The following is a 22,266-nucleotide window of genomic DNA, read 5'->3' as shown; positions in this document are numbered from 1 at the left end:
GGGCCGTCCGACGCCGCGGACGACGACCGGGTGACCCGGAAGTGGGAAGGTGCGACCGCCGCGGCGGAGATCGTCCCTGCACGCGGACCGGTGGTCGGTGCAGGTCAGAGGCCGTCACGTCGGGTGCGGGGGACGGGGAAATCCTACCAACGGATGAGTTCGGGGCCCGGGGTGAGGCCCCGCGACGTGAGGGGTGTCACGTCGATCGGCCCGCGCACCGCCCGAGATGCGCAGGACGCCCGCCGCGACCGTCCGGCATCCGGGACGCCGCCGTGGCACCGTCCGGCGCCCCCGTGGCCGCAGCGCGGTTCGGACGGGCGGACGACGCGGTCGCGCGGCGACGCGCGGCGCGGGGCGGACGGCCCGGGACCGCGGCGACCCGGCCGGATAGGTTGACGCCCGTGAGCGGGGTGCGGGTGGTCGCGGTGGTGCTGGCGGCGGTGGCGACGGTCGTCGGCGTCGCGGCGTTCGTGCGCGGGGCGGTCGTGATCGTCCGCACGGTGCGGACCGGGCGGCCGCTGCCGGGGCGGTGGGCGCCCGTCGGGCCGCGGCTCGCGACGCTCGCGCGCGAGGTGCTGGGCCACGGCCGGTTCCAGCACCGCCCGGTCGTGCGCGTCGCGCACTGGGTCGTCATGGTGTCGTTCCCCGTGCTCGTGATCACGCTGCTCACGGGGTACGGGCAGCTCGTCGACCCGCGCTACGGGCTGCCGCTGGTCGGGCACTGGTACCCGCTGGAGTGGGCGGTCGAGGCGTTCGCGTGGCTTGGGCTGCTCGGCATCGGCGCGCTCGTCGTGGTGCGGCAGCGCACGCGGCCGCGCGCGTCCCAGAGCGAGGGCGAGCAGCGCCGGTCGCGGTTCTTCGGGTCCAACCAGGTGTGGGCGTACGTCGTCGAGGCGACCGTGCTGCTGGTCGTCGTCGCGGTGCTGGTGCTGCGCTCGCTCGAGTACGCGCTCGGCGTGCAGGACGGCGCGGCGTGGGCGACCGCGGCGCACTTCCCGCTCACCGCGTGGCTCGGCGGCGCCTGGACCGGCGCGGCCCCCGCGACGCTCGAGACGGCGGTCGTCGTCGTCGCGCTCGTGAAGATCCTCGTGTCGATGGCGTGGTTCGTGGTCGTCGGCCTGCTGCCCACGATGGGCGTCGCGTGGCACCGGTTCCTCGCCGTGGTCAACGTGTACGCGCGGCGCGAGCCCGACGGCGCGCCCGCGCTCGGCCCGCTCGTGCCGCTGCGCGACGCCGCGGGCGAGCCGCTCGACCTCACGGCCGTCGAGGACCTGCCCGAGGACGCCCGCCTGGGCGTCGGCGCGGTCGAGGACCTGCCGTGGAAGGGCCTGCTCGACGTCGCGACGTGCACCGAGTGCGGCCGCTGCCAGGACCAGTGCCCCGCGTGGGCGACCGGCAAGCCGCTGAGCCCCAAGCTGCTGACGCTCGCGCTGCGCGACCACGCCGCCGCGACCGCGCCGTACGTGCGGGCCGCGCGCGCGGCGGGCGCGTCGGACGAGGCGCAGGCCGACCCGCACCTGGGGGTCGACCTGGTCGGCTCGGGCGTGGTCGACGCCGACGCGCTGTGGGCGTGCACCACGTGCGGCGCGTGCGTGCAGCAGTGCCCGGTCGACATCGAGCACGTCGACACGATCGTGGACATCCGCCGCTACCAGACCCTCATGGAGTCGGCGTTCCCCGCCGAGCTGGGCGGCACGTTCACCAAGCTGGAGCGCCGCGGCAACCCGTGGGGGCTGCCCGCGCGGCAGCGCCTCGACTGGGCCAAGGGCCTCGAGTTCGACGTGCCGGTCGTCGGCGTGGACGTCGAGTCCGCCGCCGAGGTCGACTGGTTGTTCTGGGTGGGCTGCGCGGGCGCGTTCGAGGACCGCGCCAAGCGCACCACGCGCGCGGTCGCGGAGCTGCTGCACGCCGCGGGCACGACGTTCGCGGTGCTGGGCGACGGCGAGACGTGCACGGGCGACCCGGCCCGGCGCGCGGGCAACGAGGCGCTCTACCAGATGCTCGCGGCGCAGAACGTCGAGACGCTCACCGAGGCGGGTGCGACGCGCGTCGTCGTGACGTGCGCGCACTGCTTCAACACGCTGTCGCGCGAGTACCCCGCGATGGGCGGCCGGTTCGAGGTCGTGCACCACACGCAGCTGCTCGACCGCCTGGTCGGCGAGGGCCGCCTGCGGTTCGCGCCCGGGGTCGGCGAGGACGCCGACGGCGCGACCGTGACCTACCACGACCCCTGCTACCTGGGCCGGCACAACCAGGTGTACGCGCCGCCGCGCGAGCTGCTCGCCGCCGCGGGCGTCGAGGTCGCCGAGATGCCGCGCAACCGCGAGATGTCGTTCTGCTGCGGCGCGGGCGGCGCGCGCATGTGGATGGAGGAGACGATCGGCGAGCGCATCGGCACGGTCCGCGCCGCCGAGGCCGTCGCGACCGGTGCGTCGACCATCGCGACCGCGTGCCCGTTCTGCACGGTCATGCTGGGCGACGGCGTCGCGGCGCACGCGCGCGCGGCCGGCGACGCGTCGGCCCCCGCCGCGGCGGACGGCGCCGCGAGCACGGGGACGCGCGCGCCCGCCGGGCCCGACGCCCCCGCCGCCGCGCGCCCGCAGGTGGGCGTGCCCGAGGTCGCGGACATCGCGGTGCTGCTGCTCGACCGGCTCGACCGCGGCTGAGCGGCGGCCGCCGCGCTCGTCGGGGCACGGCCCGCGCGTCGCCCGGCCCTCGCCCACCGCGTCAGCCGGCCGCCACGAGCGCGCCGTCGCGCGCCACGGGGTTCGCGAGCGTGCCCGCGTAGACGAACGACGAGGCCTGGTCCGCCAGGTCGACCATCTGCAGCGGGTCGCGCAGCTGGAGGCGGTTGAGGCACGAGTGCCGGAACCGCGCGACCCGCACGTCGACGTCGGCCGGCAGGTCGGGGTGGTCGGCCGCGTGCGCGTCGAGGCAGCGCGCGACGGCTCCCCAGAAGTCCTCCTCGGTCAGCACGCCGTCGGTGACGAGCACGGCCGCGAGGTGCCGCAGCACGCCGTCGAGCACGTCGACGAGGATCGCGTCGGCGCGCTCGGACGGGTCGACCAGGGCACGCGCGCGCTCCACGTCGGGCGGCAGCGGGCGCTCGTCCATGACCGCGACCTCCTCCCCGATGTCCTTGAGGAACGCCCCCACGGGCACGTGCCCCTCGAGCACGAGGATGACGTTCTCGCCGTGCGGCATGAACGCCAGCGCGTGCGCGCGGACGCAGTGCACGAGCGGACGCAGGTACACCCGCAGGTAGGCGGCGAGCCAGTCGACGGGGTCGAGTCCCGACGCCCGGACGGCGGCGGTCGCGTACGCGTCGCCGTGGGCGTCGCGGTGCAGCAGCGCGGCCATCGTCGCGGCGCGCTGCCCGTCGCGCAGCAGCGGCACGGGCGACTCCCGCCACAGCGCCGCGAGCATCTTGCGGTGCGCGCTGGGCTGCGGCGTGCGGTGGTAGACGTCGCCCGTGTAGCCGATCGACGCGTGCTCGCGCAGCACCCGCACGCCGCACGCGACGAGCTCGGGGTCGCCGTGCACGAGGTCGGCGACCCAGTCGTTGATCGCGGGCGTGACGCGCATGTACGCGGGGCTGAGCCCGCGCAGGAACCCCATGTTCTGGATCGCGACGGCGGTCTTCACGTAGTCCCGCTCGGGGCGCGACACGTTGAGGAACGTCCGGATGGACTGCTGCGGCCGGTACAGGTCGGCGGACTCGCCGAGCAGCACGAGGTCGCGTCGCGCGACGTCCGGCGCGAAGGTCACCGCGACCTTGTGCTCCCACTGCCACGGGTGCACGGGCAGGTAGCGGTAGCGCGCCGGGTCCAGGCCGAGCCCGCGCAGGTGCGCCGCGAACCCCGCGAGCGCGTCGGCGCCCAGCTCGCGCGCGTACAGCGCGTCCTCGTCCAGGCCGGCGCCGAGCGCGAGGTGCGTGCGGTCGCGGCGCGCGGCCAACCAGACGACGCGCACGTCGCGCGCGGCCTCGGGCGCGTACGCGTCGTGCTCGCCCACGCCGTACCCGATGCGACCGCTGTTGGCCACGAACCCCGGGTGCCCCTCGGTCATCGCGGCCTCGACGGTCGCGAGGTCGGCGTGCAGCAGCGCGGCGACCGGCGGCCCCGGCCGGTGCCGCCTGTAGGCGGCCGCCGCGAGCGTCGCCGACAGCTCCTCGAGGTAGAGCGCGAGCATCGCGTCGGGGATGCGCAGCAGCGGCTGGAGCTCGAGCACGAGCTCGAGGACGTCGAGGTCCGCGGGCACCCCGTCGCGCTCGCGCACCACGCTCGCCGCGTCGACGGCCCAGTGCTCGAGCGCGAGGCGGCGCGCCCGGAACCGGTAGGCGACCGGGCCCGTGGGTGCGTCGAGCGCGACGACGTACCGGTCCGGACCGGCGGCGCGGTCCCGCGACGGCGCCAGCAGCCGCTCGTGGGCGAACTCCGCGAGCGCCTTGGTGACCAGGTGGCGCTGCGCGGCGGCGAGGTGCTCCGGCGTCAGGTGGTCGGCGGGGTGCGGGCCGGGCGGCACGTCGCGCGGCGCGGGGCACGGGCCGGCGCCGGGCAGTGGCCGGCGGACGACGGGGGCGGGGGCGGCAGCGGTCATCGGTGGTCCTCGGTCGCGGTGGTGACGGCGGGTGCGGTGGTGACGGCGGGCGTCGTGGTGACGGCGGGTGCGGTGGTCCTCGGTCCGCGCCGGGTGACCGGCAGCGGGTCCGCCCCCAGGCGGCTCGCGGCGAAGTCGGCGCGCGTGCAGACCGACAGCGCGGCGCGCTTGCCGGGCAGGTCGACCTCGCGCAGCACGCGGAAGCCCGCGGCGGCGTTCTTGACGGCGATCGCGGTGTTGCGGACGTCGGGCTCGACGACGACCCGCGCGGCACGCAGCGCCCCGAAGCAGAAACGCAGCGTCGCGGCCATGACGGCGTCGGTCAGGCCGCTGACGCGCGGGCCGGTCGGCGGTGCGACGAGCAGGTGCATGCCGACGTCGCCAGGGCGCGCGTCGTGCACGTCGGTGAGCAGCACGTGCGCGGGGTCGTACGTCTCGACGACGAACGTGGCGCTGCCGGCGACGCGGCCGAGCCACGCCTGCTCGTGCGGCGACCGCTCGATCCCGCGCTCGTACGCCAGCACCTCGCCGACGCCCAGGTGGCCCATCTGCCAGGCCCACGACGCGGGGTGCGTGAGCCACGCGTGCAGCAGGGGCGCGTCGCGCTCGGGCACGACGCGCGCGAGCCGCACGGGACCCAGCGACCGCCACGGCTCGACGTCCCCTGGCGTCGCGGGCGCCGTGCCACGTCCACCGGTCACGCGGGCACCCCCGCGTCGACCGTGCCCGCGGGCGACGGGTGCGCACCGTCCGGCACCCCGAAGTCCTGGAACGCGATGCGCCGTTCGCGCGGGTAGACCTCCCGCCCGCAGACCGCGGCGAGGATCGTCGAGGACCGCCACGCACCGAACCCCAGGTCGGGGGCGGTGAGGCCGTGCGTGTGCTCCTCGCCGTTCTGCACGAACACGCGCCCGCGCCCGCCGTCGACCGAGTAGTCGCGCGCGACGGCCAGACGTCCGCGGGCGTCCCGGTCGAGACGGTCGTCGATGCCGAGCAGCACGTCGGGCGCCGGTGCCGCGTACCCCGTGGCCAGGACGAGCGCGGCGGTGGTGCGCTCGTGCTCGGCGCCCGTCTGCGCGTGGCGCAGCCGCAGCGTGTACTCCTGCGCGGCGGCGTCCCAGACGGCGCCCGTCACCTCGGTGTCGGTCAGCAGCGTCGTCGGCACCGGACCGGTCGCGCTGCGGCGGTACAGGGTGTCGTAGACGTCGTCGACGAGGTCCGCGCTGATGCCCTTGTAGAGGTGGCGCTGCTCGCGCGCGAGCCGGTCCCGCAGCTCCATGGGCAGCGCGTGGAAGTGGTCGGTGTACTCGGGCGACGTCATCTCGAGCGTGAGCTTGGTGTACTCCATCGGGAAGAACCGCGGCGAGCGCGTCACCCAGTCCAGCCGGCCGCGGTCGACGTCGAGACCCTCGAGCAGGTCGCGGTAGATCTCCGCGGCCGACTGCCCCGAGCCGACCACCGTGACGGACGGCGCGCGGCGCAGGGCGTCGCGGTGCGGCAGGTAGTCGGCGCTGTGGACGACCGGGCCGGCCAGCCCCCGCAGCGCGGGCGGCACGACGGGCCGCGTGCCGACGCCGAGCACGACGTGCCGCGTGCGGTACGACTCGACGCCGTCGGCCGTGCGCGCGTGCACGACGTACAGGTCGTCGTCGAGCGGGTCGACCTCGACCGCCGTGACCGTGCGACCCCAGCGCAGCGACGGGAGCTGCTGCGCGACCCACCGGCAGTACGCGTCGTACTCGCTGCGCAGCGGGTAGAAGCTCTCGCGGATGTAGAACGCGTAGAGGCGACCGGTCGCCTTGAGCCACGCGAGGAACGAGTACGGGCTGGTGGGGTCGGCCATCGTCACGAGGTCCGCGAGGAACGGGACCTGGATGGTCGCGCCCTCGAGCATCATCCCGGGGTGCCAGCGGAACTCCGGCGCCCGGTCGAGGAAGACGGTGTCGAGGTCCAGCGGGGCCGCGAGCGCCGCCAGGCCCAGGTTGAACGGGCCGATCCCGACGCCGACGACGTCGTGCACGCGCGGCGTCACGGCGTCACCTCCGCCAGCGGCTGGGCGTCGGCGAGCGTGTCGGCGGCGGTCCGCCGCACGAGCTCGAGCACGTGCCGGACGTCCGCGAGCGCGGTCGTCGGGTCGAGCAGCGTGAGCTTGAGGCACGGGCGGCCGTCGAGCACGGTGCGGGCGACGACCGCGCGTCCCGACGCGAGCAGGGCCCGGCGCACGGGCGCGACCATCGCGTCGGCGCGCGCGTCGTCGAGACCGTCGGGCTGGTACCGGAACAGGACGGTCGACAGGTCGGTGCGCGCGAGCAGCCGCAGGTCGGGGTCGTCCGCGAGCAGCGCGTGCACGCCGACGGCGAGGTCGATCGTCGCGTCCCACAGCTCGCCGAGCCGGTCGGGGCCGAGCGCGCGCAGGGTCGTCCAGAGCTTGAGCGCGTCGAAGCGGCGCGTGGTCTGCAGCGACACGTCGACCTGGTTCGGCTCGTCGGCGTCCTCGGGGTTGAGGTAGTCGTGGTGGTGCGCGAGCAGCCGCAGGTCGGCCGCGTGCCGCACGACGAACGCCGACGACGACACCGGCTGGAAGAACGCCTTGTGGAAGTCGACGGTCACCGAGCGCGCGCGCTCGACGCCGTCGAGCAGGTGGCGGCGCGTCGGGCTGACGAGCAGGCCGCACCCGTAGGCCGCGTCGACGTGCAGCCAGACGTCGTGCGCGTCGCACACGTCGGCGATCGCCGCGAGGGGGTCGACGCACCCGCGGTCGGTGGTCCCGGCCGTCGCGACGACCGCCATCGCGTGACGTCCGTCGCGCTCGACGTGCCGCAGCGCGATGGCCAGGGCGTCGGCGCGCATGCGCCCGTCCTCGTCGGTGGGGACCAGGCGTACGGCGTCGGGCGCGAGGCCGACGAGGCGCGCAGCGGTCTGGACCGAGAAGTGGCTCGACGCCGTCGCGAGGACGACGAGGTCCTCGGCCCGCAGGCCCGGGACGTCCGCGCGCGCGTGCTCCCGGGCGAGCAGCACGCCCTGCAGGTTGGACTGCGTGCCGCCCGAGGTGAACACCCCGCCGCCGGCGGGGAACCCGAGCCGTCCCGCGGTCCACGCGACGAGCCTGCGCTCGACGAGCGTGCCGATCCCCGACTGGTCGTAGGTGTCGACGCTCGTGTTGACCGCGGCCAGCACGGCCTCGGCCGCGACCGCGGGCAGCGCGACCGGGCAGTTGAGGTGCGCGAGGTACGCGGGGTCGTGGTACCAGACGGCGTGCCGGACGACGAGCTCGTCGACCTCGCGCACGGCCGCGGCGGTGCCCTGGCCGGGGCCGTCGAGGTCGACCGCGTCGACGAGCTCCTGGAGGTGCTCGAGGCTCGCGCCGGAGAACGGTCGGGTGGTGGTGCGGAAGCGGTGCGCGACCGCGTCGACGGTGGCCCTCATGGTCGCGACGTAGTCGTCGGCGGTGGCGGCGTGGAGCAGCTCGGTCACGTGGTCTCCCCCTGCGGTGGACGCCGGACGGACGTCCAGAAGTTAGGCTTACCTCACTTAGGCGCACCTAACGTACGCGATCCGGGCGAACCGACCAAGCCCACGTCCACGCCCGACCATCACCACCCGCGTCGACCCATCGACGCGAGCGCGCTGCGGTAGTCGTCGAGAACGCCGGGCGCGAGCAGCGCACGCGGCCGCACCACGGCGGTGACGGCACCGACCACGTCGACGTCCTCGACCACCGGGCGCGCGAGGGAGTGCACGGCGTCGAAGGTCGACACCGTCACGTGGTCGCCCAGCAGGTCGCGGTAGACGCGCTCGGTCTCGGCGATGTCGACGTTGCGGTCGTGCTCGCCGGCCATGAGGTGCACGGGGACGCCGCGCGGGGCCATCGCGCGCAGGCCCTCGGTCGCGTCGGCGTGCACGTTGCGCAGCACGAAGCCCCAGCGGTCGCGGGTCATGCGGTCGGCCTCGGGGGTGGTGGTGGCGTACTCGTCGTACGACGCACCACGCTCCAGCAGGTCCCGGACGCGGTCGCTCTCGGCGACGGCCCGCGCCCGCTCGTCGTCGTCGGCGCCCTGGTCGTCGAGCCCGGCGAGCAGGTGGAACCGGCCCTGCCGCAGCCAGTCCACGGCCGTCCCGACGGCGACCACGCCGGCGACGTCGTCGCGGTCGGCGACCACGCGCGGGAACACCCAGCCGCCCTGGCTCGCGGCCCACAGCACGACCGTGCCGGTCGGGACGTCGTCCTGCGCGTGCGCCCAGTCGAGCGCGGCGTCGACCTCGGCCGCGCGGTCGGCCATCGACTGGTCGAGCCAGTCGCCCGCGGAGCGGCCGACCCCGGGCTTGCTCCACGAGAGGGTCGCGAACCCGGCGTCGGCCGCGGCCTCGAACCACGGGGAGTACAGACCGCCCTGGGTCGCCTCGACGGGGCCGTCGCCGTGGACCATGACGACCAGGCCGCGTGCGTCGCCGCCGCGGGGTTCGGTCAGGACGCCCACGAGGGATCCCTGCGGCCCGCCGAAGGTGACCTCACGTCGCGTGAAGCGGAAGTCGTTGCCTGCGACGGTCACGACGCCGAGGCCGACCGCCAGCACGGTCAGGACCACGAGGACTCGAACTATCGTCTTTCGCACGGTCGTATCGTAAGCGATACGTTGAGGTCATGACGACCACCGTGTCCCCCGGCTTCACCGACGACGAGCGCGACCTCGTCGCCGACCTCTACTGGCACGCGTTCCGACGCAAGCTCCGCCCCGCCTTCCGCGACGACGCGACCGGGCGCGCCGTCGTCGCCACGACCCTGCGCCCCGACCGCGCGCTTGTCGCCCGCACCGACGGCCGCGTCAGCGGCGTGTGCGGCTACCACCGGGGCGGGCACGGCATGGCCGACGTCACGTGGGCGGGCCTGCGCCGGCACGTCGGCCCGCTCGCCGCGCTGCGCGCCGTCCTCGTGCTGCTGCCGCTGCGCCGCGACGAGCGACCCGGGGCGCTCGTGCTCGACGGCATCTGCGTCGACGCCGGGCTGCGCGGGCACGGGATCGGCACCGCCTTGCTCGACGCGGCCGGCTCCCACGCCCGGGCGCACGGGCTCGATGCGGTGCGGCTCACGGTCGTCGACGCCAACACGCGCGCCCGCGCCCTGTACGACCGGGTCGGCTTCCGCCCGGTGGGGCACGACTCGCTCGGCCCGCTCGGCCCCGTCTACGGTGTCGACCGCGTCACGACCCTGGAGCGGAGGACCACGCCATGACCCCGGCCGTCGCACCCCGCACCGCGCTCGAGGCGCTGCTGCCCCCCGACGGGGCGGTGCCGCTCGCACTCGTCTACGACACCGCGAACCTCGCCGGCCTCGACGACCAACCCGTGCGGCTCGCGATCCGCCGCGCGGTCGCCGCGGGGGACGTCGTGCAGGCGGGCCGCGGACGCGCCGGGACCGTCGCGCTCACAGACGCCGGGCGGCGTCGCCTGGCACGCGACCGGATCGCGCTCTCGCTGGCGTTCGCGCAGGACGCGGGCGACGCCCCGTGGGACGGCCGCTGGCACCTCGTCGCCCTGACGGTGCCCGAGCGCGAGCGGGCCGTGCGCGACGCGCTGCGCCGCGAGCTGCTCGCGTCCGGCGCCGCCGCCGTCGCGACCAGCCTCTACGTCAGCCCGCACGACCTGACCGACGTGCTGCCGGCGCAGGCCCGCTCCACCACGGCCACCGCCGTCGCCACGACGCTCGACGTCCGCGGCGTCGACGACCCGCTCGTGCTGGCCGAGACCCTGTGGCCCGCCGGACCGGTGGTCGCGGCGTACGACGCGGTGACATCCGCGCTCGCGGCCGACGGCGCGGCGGGCGACGGTGCGGGCGGCGGCGCGGCGGGCGGTGGCCCGTGTGGCGGTGCCGGAGGGCGCGGCGCCGCCCGCACGGGCACGACGACCGAAGGGGACGCCGCCGGACCCGTGCCGGTGGCCATCCGTCAGCTCCGGCTGGCCGACGCGCTCGAACGCGCGATGCGCGACGACCCGCTGCTGCCGCCCGGCCTGCGCCCCGAGCCCTGGCCGCCCGCCGCCGCGCGCCGCGCGTGGCGCGCGCGCTGGGACGCGCTGCGGGCTCTGCCCGGCGGCGACGCGGTGTACCGCGGCTGGCTCGACTGAGCCCACGGCCACCCGGTCGCTCGGCGCACCGCCGGGTGCCCCGCCGACGACGCGCCGTGCGGGACGCACCGGTCATTTGACGCACGTCGCCCGGACGGGTGAGGTGGGCGCCGCCCGCGTCACCCGTCCGGAGGTCCCGTTGCCCCGCACCACCCCGTCCCCGCAGGTCGCAGCGCTCGTCGAGGGCCGGGACGTCCCGGGCGGCGTCCGGTGAAGGGCGCGCACCACGCGTTGTGCGGGGCGGCCGCGTGGGTCGCCGTCGCGTCGACCGCACCCCTGACGCTCGGCTGGTACCCCGTCGGCCCGCTCGGGGTCGTCGCCGGCGCGCTGGTGTGCGCCGGCGCCGCGCTCGCCCCCGACGCCGACCACCACGACGCGACCATCGCCCACTCGCTGCCGCCCGTGTCGCAGTGGGTCTGCGACGCGGTGGGCGCCGTCTCGGGCGGGCACCGCAACGGCACGCACTCGGTGCTGGGGGTCGCCGCGCTCGTCGGCATCGCGTGGGCGGCCGGGAAGGTCACGGCGACGACCTCCGCGCTGGGCGACCTCGCCGTGGGCGCCGGGGCGACGTCGCTGCTGCTCGTCGCGTTCGCGGCGCGCGCGCTCGGCCTGGGCCGCGGGCGGCTGCAGGCGTGGGCCCTGGCCGTCGCCCTCGCGGGGTTCGTCACGGTCGTCGCGCCGACGGGGTGGGACTGGCTGCCCGTCGCCGTCGGGACCGGCGCCGCCGTGCACGTGCTGGGCGACATGCTCACCGGTGGTGGCGTGCCGCTGCTCTGGCCGTGGGAGCCACGCCCGCCGCGGTGGTGGACGCGCACGCCCGGGCTGCGCGACGTGTGGACCCGCGGCGGCAACTTCGCGGTCCCCCTGCTGGGCACCACCGGGTCGCGGCGCGAGCGCCTCGTCGCGGTGCCGCTCACCGCGTACGCGACCTACGGCGTGGTCGTCGCGCTCGCAGCCGGCACGCTGACGTCGCTCGGGTACGACGCCGACGCCGTGCTCGCACGCGTCGTCGAGGCCGCGACCACCGCCCTCGGCACGACGGCCGCCGTCGGCGCCGTCGTGCTGCAGCAACCGGTCACGGGCTGACCCGCGCGGGTTCAGACGAACAGGCAGAACGGGTGTCCGTCCGGCGCGAGCAGCACCCGCACGTCGGCCTGCGGCTGGTGGTCGGCCAGGCGGGCGCCGCACGCGAGCGCCCACGCGACCGCCGCGTCGAGGTCGCCGTCGGGGACGTGCAGGTCCAGGTGCTGCGTCGCGACCTGCTCACCGTCCCGCGCGGGCCACACCGGCACGCGGTACCGCACCTCGTGCTCGAGGTTGATCGTGAGCCCCGACGCACCCGGCGGCGGTGCCACCTGGGCCCACCCGGCACCCGGCGGGTCGTGCGGGGCCGGCGGCTCGTCGGCCGTCACACGGTGACCCAGCAGCCGCGACCAGAACGCGGCGGCCGCGCGCACGTCCGGCACGCCGATCGTCACGGACGTGGCGCGGAGCACGGGCGGGGTCCGGGCGTCGTCGGCCATGCGGCCGAGCGTCGCACGCACGCGCAGCCAGCGCAGCGCGGGACCCGCCTCGTCAGCCCCTGATCGGCAGCCACTCCAGCACGTCCTGCACGTGCCGGTCCCAGAACCCCCACTCGTGCTCGCCCGGGTGCACGTGCGCGTCGACCGGGACGCCGCGCTCGCGGGCCCGCGCGACGAACGCCTCCTGGCCGGCGACCAGCGGGTCCTGCGCACCGCACACCGTGTACAGCGCGGGCAGCGTCGCGGGGTCGGCGCGGTCGAGCAGCGTCAGCAGGTCGTCGTCGGTGCCCTCGGGGTCCTGGTCGCCCCACACCTGCGGGACCATCGCCAGGAGCATGCCGCGCTGCGTCGCGTCGGTGACCGACAGCGCACCCGACAGGCTCGCGGCCGCGGCGAACCGGTGCGGCTCGCGCAGCGCCCACTTCAGCGCGCCGTACCCGCCCATCGACAGGCCCGCGACGAACGTGTCCTCCCGCCGGTCCGACACCCGGAAGAAGTGCTGCACGGCCGCGGGCAGCTCACGCGACAGGAACGTCCAGAACGCCTGCCCGTGCACCTCGTCGGCGTAGAACGAGCGGCCCGCGCGCGGCATGACCACGGCGATGCCGCGCTCGGCGACGTACCGCTCGATCGACGTGCGCCGGGTCCAGATCGTCTCGTCGTCCGACAGCCCGTGCAGCAGGTACAGCACGGGCGGCGGACCGCTGCGGTCCGAGCCGGCCATGCCGATCTGGCCGTGCGCCGACTCGGGCAGCAGCACGGTCATCGCCGTGCTCTCCTGCAGGGCCTCGGAGAAGAAGTGACAGGTGAGCAGCGCCATCGCGGGCCTCCGGTCGGGTGGGACAGGGTCCTCGCCAACCTACGCCGAACCACGGCCGTGGTGGCTGCGCGCCGCGGTCGTCGCGTCAGCCCCGCCCGGCGACCCGACGCAGCAGGCGCAGCAGGGTCTGCTGCTCGTCGTCGTCGAGCGCGTCCAGGCGCGCACGGACCCCGGCCTCGCGGCTGCTCGCGACCGCGTCGAGACGCTCGCGCCCCGCGTCGGTCAGCTCGACGAGCGTCGCGCGCCGGTCGTCGGGGTCGGGCACGCGGCGCACCCAGCCGTCGGCCGCCGCCTGGTCCACCTTCGACGTCACCGACCGGGGTGCGACGTCGAGGGCCTCGGCGAGCTCGCCCAGGCGGCGCGGGCGCCCCAGGCGGTCGAGCGTGCGCAGCAGGCGCAGCTGGCCGGGCGTGATCGCGTCACCCAGGCGCTCGGACGCGTCGCGGCGCGCGTTGCGCAGCACGTCGTGCAGCAGGTCGAGCAGCTCCTCGGACGGCTGCACCGGGCGCGCGGGGTCGCGGTCGCCGTCGCAGGCGGGACGGCCGCGGTCGGTGCGCCCGCCCGCGTCCGGGTGCTCGTGGGGTCGCACGGGGCGAGGCTACCGGGGCGCCCCGGGCACCTCGCGAGGGAGGGCGGCCCCGGACGGCGTCCGCCTGGGCGGTGCCGACCGGCCCGGGGCCGGTCAGGCCGGGACGGTCCGCACGATGCGCGCGGCCTCGCCGGTCGTGCGGACCGTGATGCCGTGGCGCCCGGCGAGCTCCTCGAGCGGCTGCATCGTGAGCTTGTGCACGAAGCCGTCGGCCGTGAACGTCATCGAGCCCGACGGCGCCGTGACCGTGTAGCGGTAGCTCGTGCGGAGCTGGTGCTCCGCGGCGATCTCGACGGTCTCGCCGCGCCGGACGGCCAGGCCCTCGTGCCGCGCGCCGAGCCGGCCCGCGAACAGGACGATCCCGTCGGGCCCGTCGAGCACCTCGAGCATCGACCAGCCCCGGTACCAGGGGGCACGTCGCGCGCGGACCACCAGAGCGGCGGCACCGAGGGCGACCATGGCCGCGTAGACGACCCACATCGGGAACGTCGTCCCGCGGCGTTCGCCGACGCCCGTGAACCCGGAGAACGCCTCGACGACGAGCCCCACGACACCGCCGACCAGCGCGAGCACCGCGACGACGAGGTTGAGCGCGGCACCGGCGCGCGGGCCGCTCCCCGGCAGGTGGAGCGCGGGCGTGGGCATGGTGGCCGCGTCACCGCGGGGGCTGAGGATCACGCGCGTGAACGTAGCGCGCCACGGGCCGCGGCCGCGGCGGTTTCGCGGGTGACGTCGGCGGGCCGTCGGAATAGTCGGGAGGCCTCCGCGCTTGATGGTGAGGTAACCTCAGCATCTTGCGGGCTCGCCCCCGCCCCCTCCACCCCCAGGAGGTCCCGTGACCCACCCCGGACCCGTCCCCGGCCCGCCCGGACTGCGCGGCTTCAGCCGCGACCGCGGCGTCGCCCGGCAGCGCCTCGCCCCCGGCACGCTGCGCCGCATCCTCGCTTTCGGCCGCCCCTACCGCGCCCAGCTCGCGGCGTTCCTCGTCCTCATCGCGCTCGGCGCCGCCGCCGGCGCCCTCACCCCCTGGCTGTTCCAGCGCCTCATCGACGACGGCATCACCGCGGGCGACACCCGCGTCGTCGTCGGGATCGCCGCCGCCGTCGCGCTGCTGGCCGTGGTGTCCGCCGCGCTCGGCGTCGGCGAGCGGTGGGTGTCCGCACGCATCGGCGAGGGCCTCATCCACGACCTGCGCACCGCCGTGTTCGACCACGTGCAGCGCATGCCGCTCGCATTCTTCAGCCGCGCCCGCACCGGCGCGCTCGTGCAGCGCCTCAACGGCGACGTGCTCGGCGCCCAGCAGGCGTTCACGTCCACGCTGTCCAACGTCGTCAGCAACTCGCTCACCGTCGTCTTCGTGCTCGCCGCGATGCTGTCGATGTCGTGGCAGCTCACGCTGCTCTCGCTCGTCCTGCTGCCCGTGTTCGTGCTGCCCGCCCGCTGGTTCGGGCGCCGCATCGCCGCGATCACGCGCGAGTCCTACGAGCTCAACGCCGACGCGTCGCAGACCATGACCGAACGCTTCAACGTCGCCGGCGCGCACCTCGTCAAGGTCTTCGGCGACCCCGCGCGCGAGTCCGCCGCGTACGCCGAGCAGACCGCGCGCGTGCGCGACATCGGCGTCAGGCGCGCCCTGTACTCGACGTGGTTCCGCGTCGGGCTCACCACCGTCGCGGCCGTCGCGACCGCCGTCGTCTACGGGCTCGGCGGCGTCCTCGCGATCCGCGGGCAGCTCACCGTCGGCACCGTCGTCGCGCTCGCCGCCTACCTCGGGCGGCTCTACGGGCCGCTCACCGCGATGTCGAACGTCCAGGTCGACGTCATGACCGCGCTCGTGTCGTTCGAGCGCGTCCTCGAGGTCCTCGACCTCGAGCCGACGGTCGCCGAGAAGCCCGACGCCTCCGACCTCCGCGCGGCCGTCGCGGCCCGCGGCGCCGACCTCGAGCTCGACCACGTGGGCTTCCGCTACCCGTCGGCCGACGAGGTCTCGCTGGCCTCCCTCGAGTCCGTCGCCGCCCTGCGCCCCGACCTCACGGGCGACACGCTGCACGACGTCACGTTCCACGTGCCCGCCGGGTCGATGGTCGCGCTCGTCGGCCCGTCCGGCGCCGGCAAGACGACCGTCTCGCAGCTCGTCACGCGCATGTACGACCCCACGCGCGGCGCCGTGCGCATCGCCGGGCAGGACCTGCGCGACGTCACCGCCGCGTCGCTGCGCGACACCGTGGGCGTCGTCAGCCAGGAGGCGCACCTCTTCCACGACACCATCGCGGGCAACCTGCGCTTCGCACGCCCCGACGCCACCGACGACGACCTCGAGAACGCGCTGCGCGGCGCCCACGTGTGGGACCTCGTCGCGTCCCTGCCCGACGGCCTCGAGACGGTCGTCGGCGACCGCGGCTACCGGCTGTCCGGCGGCGAGCGGCAGCGGCTCGCGATCGCGCGGCTCCTGCTCAAGGCCCCCGACGTCGTCGTGCTCGACGAGGCCACCGCGCACCTCGACTCCGAGTCCGAGGCCGCCGTGCAGGCCGCGCTCGACCAGGCGCTCGTCGGGCGGACGTCGCTCGTCATCGCGCACCGCCTGTCGACCGTCCGGCAGGCCGACCTCATCGTCGTCCTCGACGCCGGACGCGTCGTCGAGCACGGCACGCACACCGAGCTGCTCGCCCGCGACGGCCTCTACGCCGACCTGTACCGCACCCAGTTCGCACCCGCGGCGACCACCGCCGCCTGACGCGCGACGCGGGCACGTGCCCGGCGCGTGCCCGCGCGCGCTCACGTGCCCGGTGCTGCTCGTGGCCGCTCGTGGCCGCTGCCCGCCCGGTCGCCGACCCCGTCATCCGTCGCGGCCCGAGCGCCCACCGAGCGACCGATGACGGGGGCGACTGCTGCGGGAGCGACCGATGACGGGGTCGCCCGCCGCGGGAGCGATCGACGACGGGGTCGCCCGCCGCGGGAGCGACCGATGACGGGGGCACCCGCCGCGGGAGCGATCGACGACGGGGTCGCCCGCCGCGGGAGCGACCGACGACGGGATCGGCTCACGGGGTCGGCTCACGGTCGACGCTCGACCCCACCGAGGTCGGTCGCGGCCGGACGGCCCCACCACGACGAATGACGTGCTCAGGGATCGAGCCCGACGAGACCGTGATCGGTCGCGGGCCCGGCCGCGCCAGCGCGACGGATGACCGTCTCAGGGACCGGCACCGGGCGACCCCGTCATCAGTCGCACTCCCTACCTCGCCGACACCACCGATCACGTGGTCGCCGGTGACGCCGATGGGTGTCAGTGGGTGAGCTTGAGGCCGATCACGCAGCCGACGATCCCGAGGATCAGCAGCACCTTGACCAGGCTCGCCGGCTCGGCGCCCGTGAGCATCGCCCACGTGACGGTGAGGGTCGCGCCGATGCCGACCCAGACCGCGTAGGACGTGCCGGTCGGCAGCGTGCGCATCGCGAACGCCAGACCGGCCATCGACGCGGCCAGCGCGACGAAGAACAGCACCGACGGGCCGAGGCGCGTGAACCCCTCCGCGCGGCCGAGCGCCGAGGCCCAGACGGCCTCCAGGACGCCGGACACGACGAGGACGAGCCAGGCGAGGGACGTGGCGGACATGGGTGCTCCCGTGGCTGCCGTCTTGTCGCTCTCCGGGTACGGCGCCGCTCGTCCGGGGGCCCGCCACCCGTGGCAGGCCCGTCGCCATGCTCGCACGCACCGGCACGGGTGTGCCGCCGTGGTGGGCCACCTCACCACCGGGTCCCCGCCGCCCAGCGCGGTAGAACTCGGCCGAGCGCGGCACTCGTACGTACCGCACTCGCCTCACGAGTACCGCACTCGGCGATCAAGGACCGCGCCGGGGTGCGGCTGGTGGTCGAGAGTCGCACCCGACCGTCGGAAGGTGCCCCCGAGCCGCAACGCCGAGCGCGGTAGAACGCCGCCGAGCGCGGCACTCGTACGTACCGCACTCGCCTCACGAGTACCGCACTCGGCAGGTGAGGCCCGCGCTCGGTGGGCGAACACCGCGCTCGGTGGGCGAACACCGCGCTCGGTGGGCGAGTGCCGGGCTCGGTGGTCGCGAGCGACGCCCCGCACGTGCGGGCGCCCCCGCGCCCGGGCCCGGCGGCGGCGGACCACCGGGACCCGGGCGGGTCAGCAGGAGCCGGCGGCCTCCCCGCCGTCGGTCCCGCCGGTCTCGTACCCGCGGATCGCGTCGACCTTGGCGGCCGACCGGCTCGTCGGGTCGAACTCGAGGTCGAGCCACTGCCGCACCAGCATCTTGGCGAGCTCGACGCCGATGACGCGCTGCCCGAGGCACAGCACCTGCGCGTCGTTCGACAGCACGGACCGCTCGACGGAGAAGGCGTCGTGCGCCGTCACCGCCCGCACGCCCGCGACCTTGTTGGCCGCGATCGCCATGCCCAGGCCCGTGCCGCACACCAGCAGCGCGCGGTCCGCGGCACCCTCGGCGACGCGCCGCGCGGCGGCCACGGCCACGTGCGGGTAGGCCGTGCCGTCGTCGTCCGCGTGCACGCCGACGTCCTCGACGACCTCGACGCGCGGGTCCGCGCGCAGCAGGTCCGCCAGGACGTCCTTGTACGCCAGGCCCGCCTCGTCGGCACCGACCACGATCCTCGCGACGCTCATCGCTGCTCCCCCTCGTCCGTACCGGTACCTCCGGCCCCGTCGTCGAGCACCGGGGTCGCCGGCAGCACGTCGGCCACGACCCCCTCCTGCGGGTCGCGCCCCGCGGCAGCGGCGAGCACCGCGACGAGCGACACGGCGCCCGGGTCGGGCGTGCCGACGCTGCGCTCGGCCAGCGGCCGCGCGCGCCCGACCTGCGGGCGCAGGTCGGCGGTCGCCGCCGCGGCGGTCCGTCCGGCGGCGAGCGCACCGGTCCACGCGGCGTCGAGCGCGTCGCCCGCCGCCGCCGCGGCCTCGAACGCGGCCGCGAGCGGCTCGCCCGAGTCGAGCATCGTCTTGTCGCCCGGGCGCGCCTTGCCGAGGCTCGCGACCGCGTCGACGCCCGCCCGCACGGCCGCGGCGACGCGCGCCGTCGGGTCGCCCACGGGCCGGGTGGCGAGCGCGTCGGCCGCGGCCGCGAGGCCAGCGCCCCACAGCACGCCCGACGTGCCGCCCGCGCGGTCGGCCCACGCGTGCCCGGCGTCCTGCAGGCACGCGACGGCGCCGTGACCGTCCTGCGCCGCGGCGGCCGCGGCGTCGGCGGCGGCGCGTGAGCCGCGCAGCATGCCGCGCCCGTGGTCGCCGTCCCCGGCGACCGCGTCGAGCCGGCCGAGGCGCGTCTCCAGGTCGGCGAGCACGTCCGCGACGCGGCGCAGCGCGTCGACGACGGCGGCGGCCTCGGCGGCGTCCGCGTCGTCGACGACCCGCGGCCCGGCCTCGACGACGGCGACGGGCGCCGTCGGCCACGCGTCGTCGACCGCCGCGTCCCGCCGGTTCTCCCCCGCACGGGGCGTGCCGGGTCCGCCGTCCGCGCCCCACGCACCGGTCGCACCGGCCCCGGCGCCCACGTCGGACCCGGCGGTCGCGCCGGCACCGGCCGCGCCCGAGCCCGCGTCAGACCCGCCGGCCACGCCACCCGCGGCCGGCGGCGCACCCTTGCGGTACGCGGGCGTCTGCGCGGGTGCGGTCCACCACCGCTCGAGGTCCTCGTCGAGCCACACGAGCGTGAGCGAGCAGCCGGCCATGTCGAGGCTGGTCACGAGCTCGCCGACGTCGGGCTGCACGACCTCCAGCCCGGCGGCGTCGAGCCGGGCCCGCACGGCGCGCCACAGTACGAACAGCTCCTCGTACTTGGTGCGCCCCAGGCCGTTGAGCATCACCGCGACCCGCGGCCCGGCGCCGTCGGGGCGCTCCTCGAGCAGGCGGTCGACGAGCAGTGCGGCCAGCTCGGACGCGGTGCACGCGGGCACCTCGCCGATGCCCGGCTCGCCGTGGATGCCGACGCCGAGCCCGAACACGCCGTCGGGCACGGTGAACAGCGGCGCGTCCGCTCCGGGCAGCGTGCACCCGTCGAACGCGACGCCGAGCGTGCGGGTCCGCGCGTTGGCGTGCTCGGCGGCCGCGACGACCGCGTCGAGGTTCGCGCCCTCGGCGGCGGCCGCACCGGCGGCCTTGAAGACCACGAGGTCGCCCGCGATGCCGCGGCGCCTGTCGACCTCGTCGGCCGGGGCGCTCGCGACGTCGTCGGTGACGACGAGGAAGTGCGCGTCGACGCCGCGGCGCCGCAGCTCGTCGCGCGCGAGCGTGAAGTTCATGACGTCGCCCGCGTAGTTGCCGGTGATCATGAGCACGCCCGCGTCGCCCGCGGCCGCGGCCCCGACCGACACCGCGTCGGCCGTCGACGGCGACGTGAACACGTTGCCGACCACGGCGCCGTGCGCGAGCCCCGGCCCGACGACCCCGCAGAACGCCGGGTAGTGCCCGGACCCGCCGCCGACCACGACCGCGACCTGCGAGCGCGGCGCCGGCACGGCGCGCACGACGCCGCCGGGCACGAGCCGCACCTGGTCGCGGTACAGGTCGACGAACCCCTCGAGGGCGTCCTCGACGAACCGGGCCGGGTCGTCGGCGAGCGGGCTCACCACGTCCCCTCCCGGCGGGCGAGGAGCGTCGCGACGACCGAGTCGTCGGCGGCCTCGAGGCCCGCGGCGGCGACCGTGCGGTACAGCTGCTCGGCGGCCGCGGCGACGGGCGTCGCGACCTTGAGGCTGCGCGTCAGGTCGCCGACGATGCCCATGTCCTTGCCGATGACGTCGAGCCGCGAGCGCAGCGGCGGCTCCTCGCCGCGCAGCTGGGCCGCGATGCGGGGCCCGCGGTCGGCGAGCATGAACGACGCGGCGGCGCCCTGCGACAGCACCTCGATGCACGCGTCGAGGTCGAGGCCCAGGCGGTGCGCGAGCGCGAGCGCCTCGGACGCGGCGGCGGTGTGGATGCCGCACAGCAGCTGGTTGACGGTCTTGAGCTGCTGTCCGGCGCCGATGCCGCCGACGACCGTGAGCGACGACGCGAGCGCGTCGAGCACGCCCTGCGCCGCGGCGAGCGCGGCGTCGTCGGCGCCGACCATGATGAGCAGGTCGCCCTGACCCGCCCGCACGGGGCCGCCCGAGACGGGTGCGTCGACGGTGTGGATGCCACGGGCCGCGAGCGCGTCGGCGACGGACCGCACGGCGGCCTCGCCCACGGTCGACGTGATGACGACCACGGCCCCGGCGGCCAGCGAGTCGGCGACCCCGCCCTCACCCAGGACGAGCGCGTCGAGCTGCGCGCCGTCGCGCACGCCGACGACGACGACGTCGGTGCCCGCGCAGGCCTCGGCGACGCTCGCGGCGGCGGTAGCGCCGGCCTCGACGGCGAGCGTCACGCGCTCCGGGGCCACGTCGTACCCGACGGTGGTGAAGGTCCGCGCGAGCGTCGTGGCCATGGGCAGCCCCATGGCGCCGAGCCCGAGGACGGCGACGCGCGCGCTCATCGGCCCGCCCCCGCCGTGCGCAGGACCTGCTCGCGGGCCTCGCCCGTGGCGACCGCGAGCATGCGCCGCAGGTAGCGCATGTTGCGCGCCGCGACGGACAGGCCGTCGCCGCCGTAGTGCTCGACGCACAGCGGACCGGTGAACCCGGCGTCGATCGCGGTGCGCATCGCGGTGCGGTAGCTCACCGAGCCCATCTCCATGGGCGCGGGCAGCGCGACGACCGTGCCGGTGTGGCGGTCCTCGTCGCGGAAGTAGCTCTTGACGTGCCAGTAGTTCGACACGGGCAGGCACGCGGCGACGGCGGCCTGGAAGTCCTCGATGGGCCGGTGCAGGCGGATGAGGTTGCCGAGGTCGGGGTTGAGGCCGACGGCCTCGTGGTCGATGTCGTGCACGAGCCGCACGGCGGACTCGGCGGTGCCGAGCAGCGTGTCCTCGTACATCTCGAGCGACAGCTCGAGGCCGACCTCGCGCGCGTGCGTCCCGAGCTCGCGCAGGCGCTGCACGGCGCGCGCCCACGTGTCGGCGTCGGTGTCGTCGTGCGGGCCCTCCTCGGTCCAGAACCAGAACGCCTGGCGCTGCTGCGGCAGCAGCGGGCGGTGCAGGCCGACGCTCACGACCTTGACACCGAGGGCCGCGGCGGCGTCGATCGTGCGGTGCGAGTAGGCGAGGTTGTCGTCGCCCGTGACGGGGTCGATGACGGACCGGCGGATCGCGGACAGCGCGACGGGGTCGAGGCCGGTGGCCGCGAGCGCGCCGCGCAGCTCCTCGATCCGGGCGGGCGTCAGGTCGCCCGGCTGCACCCAGGAGTCGGTGAGGTCGACCTCGGTGAAGCCCTCGTAGGCGACCTCGGCGAGGTGGTCGACCCACGTGTCCGCGGGCGCGTCCTGCGACCCGGGGAAGTTGAGCATCGCGGCGGCGATCGGCCACCGCTCGCTCGTGGGGCGGGTGGTGCCGTCCGCGCCCCGAGGGCGTGCGGTCGAACTCATCGTCGAGCCTCCGGTTCTCGTCATCGAAAACTTTTCGTGCACAATGCTGCAATGGGGACGCTAGTTTTCGGCGTCGACGCTGTCAACGGCTGGTGGCGAACGGCCGACCACCTCCTGAAAGCCCTTCTGAACTACTTGA

At 76.3% G+C, this 22,266-nt stretch carries 19 protein-coding genes and 1 riboswitch; of the genes, 5 read left to right on the top strand and 14 right to left on the bottom strand.

Translation table 11 applies throughout. The features are described 5' to 3' along the window. Positions 1 to 401: 401 nt before the first annotated feature. On the top strand, positions 402 to 2,666 hold the full coding sequence (locus E4A51_RS10955) for a (Fe-S)-binding protein (RefSeq protein ID WP_134851749.1): 2,265 nt from the start codon (positions 402 to 404) through the stop codon (positions 2,664 to 2,666). A 61-nt stretch (positions 2,667 to 2,727) separates the two neighbouring features. On the opposite strand, the gene E4A51_RS10950 is transcribed toward E4A51_RS10955, so the two are convergent. From E4A51_RS10950 to E4A51_RS10930, 5 genes are all read right to left on the bottom strand, one after another. Continuing rightward, positions 2,728 to 4,599: an IucA/IucC family siderophore biosynthesis protein gene (locus tag E4A51_RS10950; protein ID WP_134851748.1), complete on the bottom strand. Its 1,872-nt coding sequence runs from the start codon at positions 4,597 to 4,599 to the stop codon at positions 2,728 to 2,730. Then, positions 4,596 to 5,300, bottom strand: a complete 705-nt coding sequence (locus tag E4A51_RS10945) for a GNAT family N-acetyltransferase (protein WP_134851747.1) — start codon at positions 5,298 to 5,300, stop codon at positions 4,596 to 4,598. Before E4A51_RS10945 ends, E4A51_RS10950 begins: the two co-directional genes overlap by 4 nt. Next, positions 5,297 to 6,631: a lysine N(6)-hydroxylase/L-ornithine N(5)-oxygenase family protein gene (locus E4A51_RS10940; RefSeq protein WP_134851746.1), complete on the bottom strand. Its 1,335-nt coding sequence runs from the start codon at positions 6,629 to 6,631 to the stop codon at positions 5,297 to 5,299. Before E4A51_RS10940 ends, E4A51_RS10945 begins: the two co-directional genes overlap by 4 nt. Beyond that, on the bottom strand, positions 6,628 to 8,073 hold the full coding sequence (locus E4A51_RS10935; protein WP_134851745.1) for an aminotransferase class V-fold PLP-dependent enzyme: 1,446 nt from the start codon (positions 8,071 to 8,073) through the stop codon (positions 6,628 to 6,630). The genes E4A51_RS10940 and E4A51_RS10935 overlap by 4 nt, the downstream gene beginning before the upstream one ends. A gap of 119 nt (positions 8,074 to 8,192) precedes the next feature. Then, on the bottom strand, positions 8,193 to 9,212 hold the full coding sequence (locus E4A51_RS10930; RefSeq protein ID WP_134851744.1) for a S9 family peptidase: 1,020 nt from the start codon (positions 9,210 to 9,212) through the stop codon (positions 8,193 to 8,195). 29 nt (positions 9,213 to 9,241) lie between these two features. On the opposite strand from E4A51_RS10930, the gene E4A51_RS10925 reads away from it, so the two are divergent. From E4A51_RS10925 to E4A51_RS10915, 3 genes are all read left to right on the top strand, one after another. Continuing rightward, positions 9,242 to 9,829 (top strand): GNAT family N-acetyltransferase, encoded by a 588-nt coding sequence (locus tag E4A51_RS10925; RefSeq protein ID WP_070320575.1) that lies wholly within the window; start codon positions 9,242 to 9,244, stop codon positions 9,827 to 9,829. Next, positions 9,826 to 10,719 carry a PaaX family transcriptional regulator gene (locus E4A51_RS10920; protein WP_134851743.1) on the top strand — a complete coding sequence of 298 codons (894 nt, stop codon included), beginning with the start codon at positions 9,826 to 9,828 and terminating at the stop codon, positions 10,717 to 10,719. Before E4A51_RS10925 ends, E4A51_RS10920 begins: the two co-directional genes overlap by 4 nt. A 210-nt stretch (positions 10,720 to 10,929) precedes the next feature. Further along, positions 10,930 to 11,805, top strand: a complete 876-nt coding sequence (locus tag E4A51_RS10915) for a metal-dependent hydrolase (RefSeq protein ID WP_070320573.1) — start codon at positions 10,930 to 10,932, stop codon at positions 11,803 to 11,805. A gap of 11 nt (positions 11,806 to 11,816) precedes the next feature. On the opposite strand, the gene E4A51_RS10910 is transcribed toward E4A51_RS10915, so the two are convergent. From E4A51_RS10910 to E4A51_RS10895, 4 genes are all read right to left on the bottom strand, one after another. Continuing rightward, complete coding sequence (locus E4A51_RS10910; RefSeq protein WP_070320579.1) at positions 11,817 to 12,242, bottom strand: VOC family protein; 426 nt, start codon at positions 12,240 to 12,242, stop codon at positions 11,817 to 11,819. A gap of 52 nt (positions 12,243 to 12,294) precedes the next feature. Further along, positions 12,295 to 13,062, bottom strand: a complete 768-nt coding sequence (locus tag E4A51_RS10905) for an alpha/beta hydrolase family protein (RefSeq protein WP_070320572.1) — start codon at positions 13,060 to 13,062, stop codon at positions 12,295 to 12,297. Positions 13,063 to 13,147: 85 nt separating this feature from the next. Then, complete coding sequence (locus E4A51_RS10900) at positions 13,148 to 13,651, bottom strand: MarR family winged helix-turn-helix transcriptional regulator (RefSeq protein WP_082740266.1); 504 nt, start codon at positions 13,649 to 13,651, stop codon at positions 13,148 to 13,150. A 93-nt stretch (positions 13,652 to 13,744) separates the two neighbouring features. Beyond that, the gene (locus E4A51_RS10895) at positions 13,745 to 14,329 is read right to left on the bottom strand and encodes a hypothetical protein (protein WP_070320571.1); all 585 of its coding nucleotides are present in this window, start codon (positions 14,327 to 14,329) and stop codon (positions 13,745 to 13,747) included. A gap of 157 nt (positions 14,330 to 14,486) precedes the next feature. On the opposite strand from E4A51_RS10895, the gene E4A51_RS10890 reads away from it, so the two are divergent. Next, on the top strand, positions 14,487 to 16,385 hold the full coding sequence (locus E4A51_RS10890; protein ID WP_134851742.1) for an ABC transporter ATP-binding protein: 1,899 nt from the start codon (positions 14,487 to 14,489) through the stop codon (positions 16,383 to 16,385). Positions 16,386 to 16,937: 552 nt separating this feature from the next. On the opposite strand, the gene E4A51_RS10885 is transcribed toward E4A51_RS10890, so the two are convergent. The 5 genes from E4A51_RS10885 to E4A51_RS10865 all read right to left on the bottom strand — a co-directional run bounded on the left by E4A51_RS10885 (position 16,938) and on the right by E4A51_RS10865 (position 22,127). Then, positions 16,938 to 17,267, bottom strand: a complete 330-nt coding sequence (locus E4A51_RS10885; RefSeq protein WP_070320569.1) for a multidrug efflux SMR transporter — start codon at positions 17,265 to 17,267, stop codon at positions 16,938 to 16,940. 10 nt (positions 17,268 to 17,277) lie between these two features. Then, positions 17,278 to 17,350: riboswitch (guanidine-III (ykkC-III) riboswitch) on the bottom strand. Between the two features lie 451 nt (positions 17,351 to 17,801). Continuing rightward, a complete protein-coding gene (locus E4A51_RS10880) occupies positions 17,802 to 18,296 on the bottom strand; it encodes a ribose-5-phosphate isomerase (protein WP_070320568.1) in 495 nt (164 codons plus the stop codon). Further along, positions 18,293 to 20,254: a dihydroxyacetone kinase family protein gene (locus tag E4A51_RS10875; RefSeq protein WP_134851802.1), complete on the bottom strand. Its 1,962-nt coding sequence runs from the start codon at positions 20,252 to 20,254 to the stop codon at positions 18,293 to 18,295. Before E4A51_RS10875 ends, E4A51_RS10880 begins: the two co-directional genes overlap by 4 nt. Then, positions 20,251 to 21,141, bottom strand: coding sequence for an NAD(P)-dependent oxidoreductase (locus tag E4A51_RS10870; RefSeq protein WP_134851741.1), 891 nt, complete (start codon positions 21,139 to 21,141; stop codon positions 20,251 to 20,253). The genes E4A51_RS10875 and E4A51_RS10870 overlap by 4 nt, the downstream gene beginning before the upstream one ends. Beyond that, a complete protein-coding gene (locus E4A51_RS10865; RefSeq protein ID WP_134851740.1) occupies positions 21,138 to 22,127 on the bottom strand; it encodes a sugar phosphate isomerase/epimerase in 990 nt (329 codons plus the stop codon). Before E4A51_RS10865 ends, E4A51_RS10870 begins: the two co-directional genes overlap by 4 nt. Positions 22,128 to 22,266: the final 139 nt, after the last annotated feature.

The sequence above is a fragment of the Cellulomonas sp. HD19AZ1 genome (assembly GCF_004535805.1).
Lineage (GTDB): Bacteria > Actinomycetota > Actinomycetes > Actinomycetales > Cellulomonadaceae > Cellulomonas > Cellulomonas iranensis.
Note: the sequence above shows the minus strand (reverse complement) of the source record. Positions and strands in the feature narration are given on the sequence as shown.

What these genes read in the sequence shown, in the direction of transcription:
- E4A51_RS10950 (WP_134851748.1), bottom strand. Translation starts at nt 4,599, where the DNA reads ATGACCGCTGCCGCCCCCGCCCCCGTCGTCCGCCGGCCACTGCCCGGC.
- E4A51_RS10925 (WP_070320575.1), top strand. Translation starts at nt 9,242, where the DNA reads ATGACGACCACCGTGTCCCCCGGCTTCACCGACGACGAGCGCGACCTC.
- E4A51_RS10920 (WP_134851743.1), top strand. Translation starts at nt 9,826, where the DNA reads ATGACCCCGGCCGTCGCACCCCGCACCGCGCTCGAGGCGCTGCTGCCC.
- E4A51_RS10910 (WP_070320579.1), bottom strand. Translation starts at nt 12,242, where the DNA reads ATGGCCGACGACGCCCGGACCCCGCCCGTGCTCCGCGCCACGTCCGTG.
- E4A51_RS10905 (WP_070320572.1), bottom strand. Translation starts at nt 13,062, where the DNA reads ATGGCGCTGCTCACCTGTCACTTCTTCTCCGAGGCCCTGCAGGAGAGC.
- E4A51_RS10885 (WP_070320569.1), bottom strand. Translation starts at nt 17,267, where the DNA reads ATGTCCGCCACGTCCCTCGCCTGGCTCGTCCTCGTCGTGTCCGGCGTC.
- E4A51_RS10880 (WP_070320568.1), bottom strand. Translation starts at nt 18,296, where the DNA reads ATGAGCGTCGCGAGGATCGTGGTCGGTGCCGACGAGGCGGGCCTGGCG.
- E4A51_RS10870 (WP_134851741.1), bottom strand. Translation starts at nt 21,141, where the DNA reads ATGAGCGCGCGCGTCGCCGTCCTCGGGCTCGGCGCCATGGGGCTGCCC.
- E4A51_RS10865 (WP_134851740.1), bottom strand. Translation starts at nt 22,127, where the DNA reads ATGAGTTCGACCGCACGCCCTCGGGGCGCGGACGGCACCACCCGCCCC.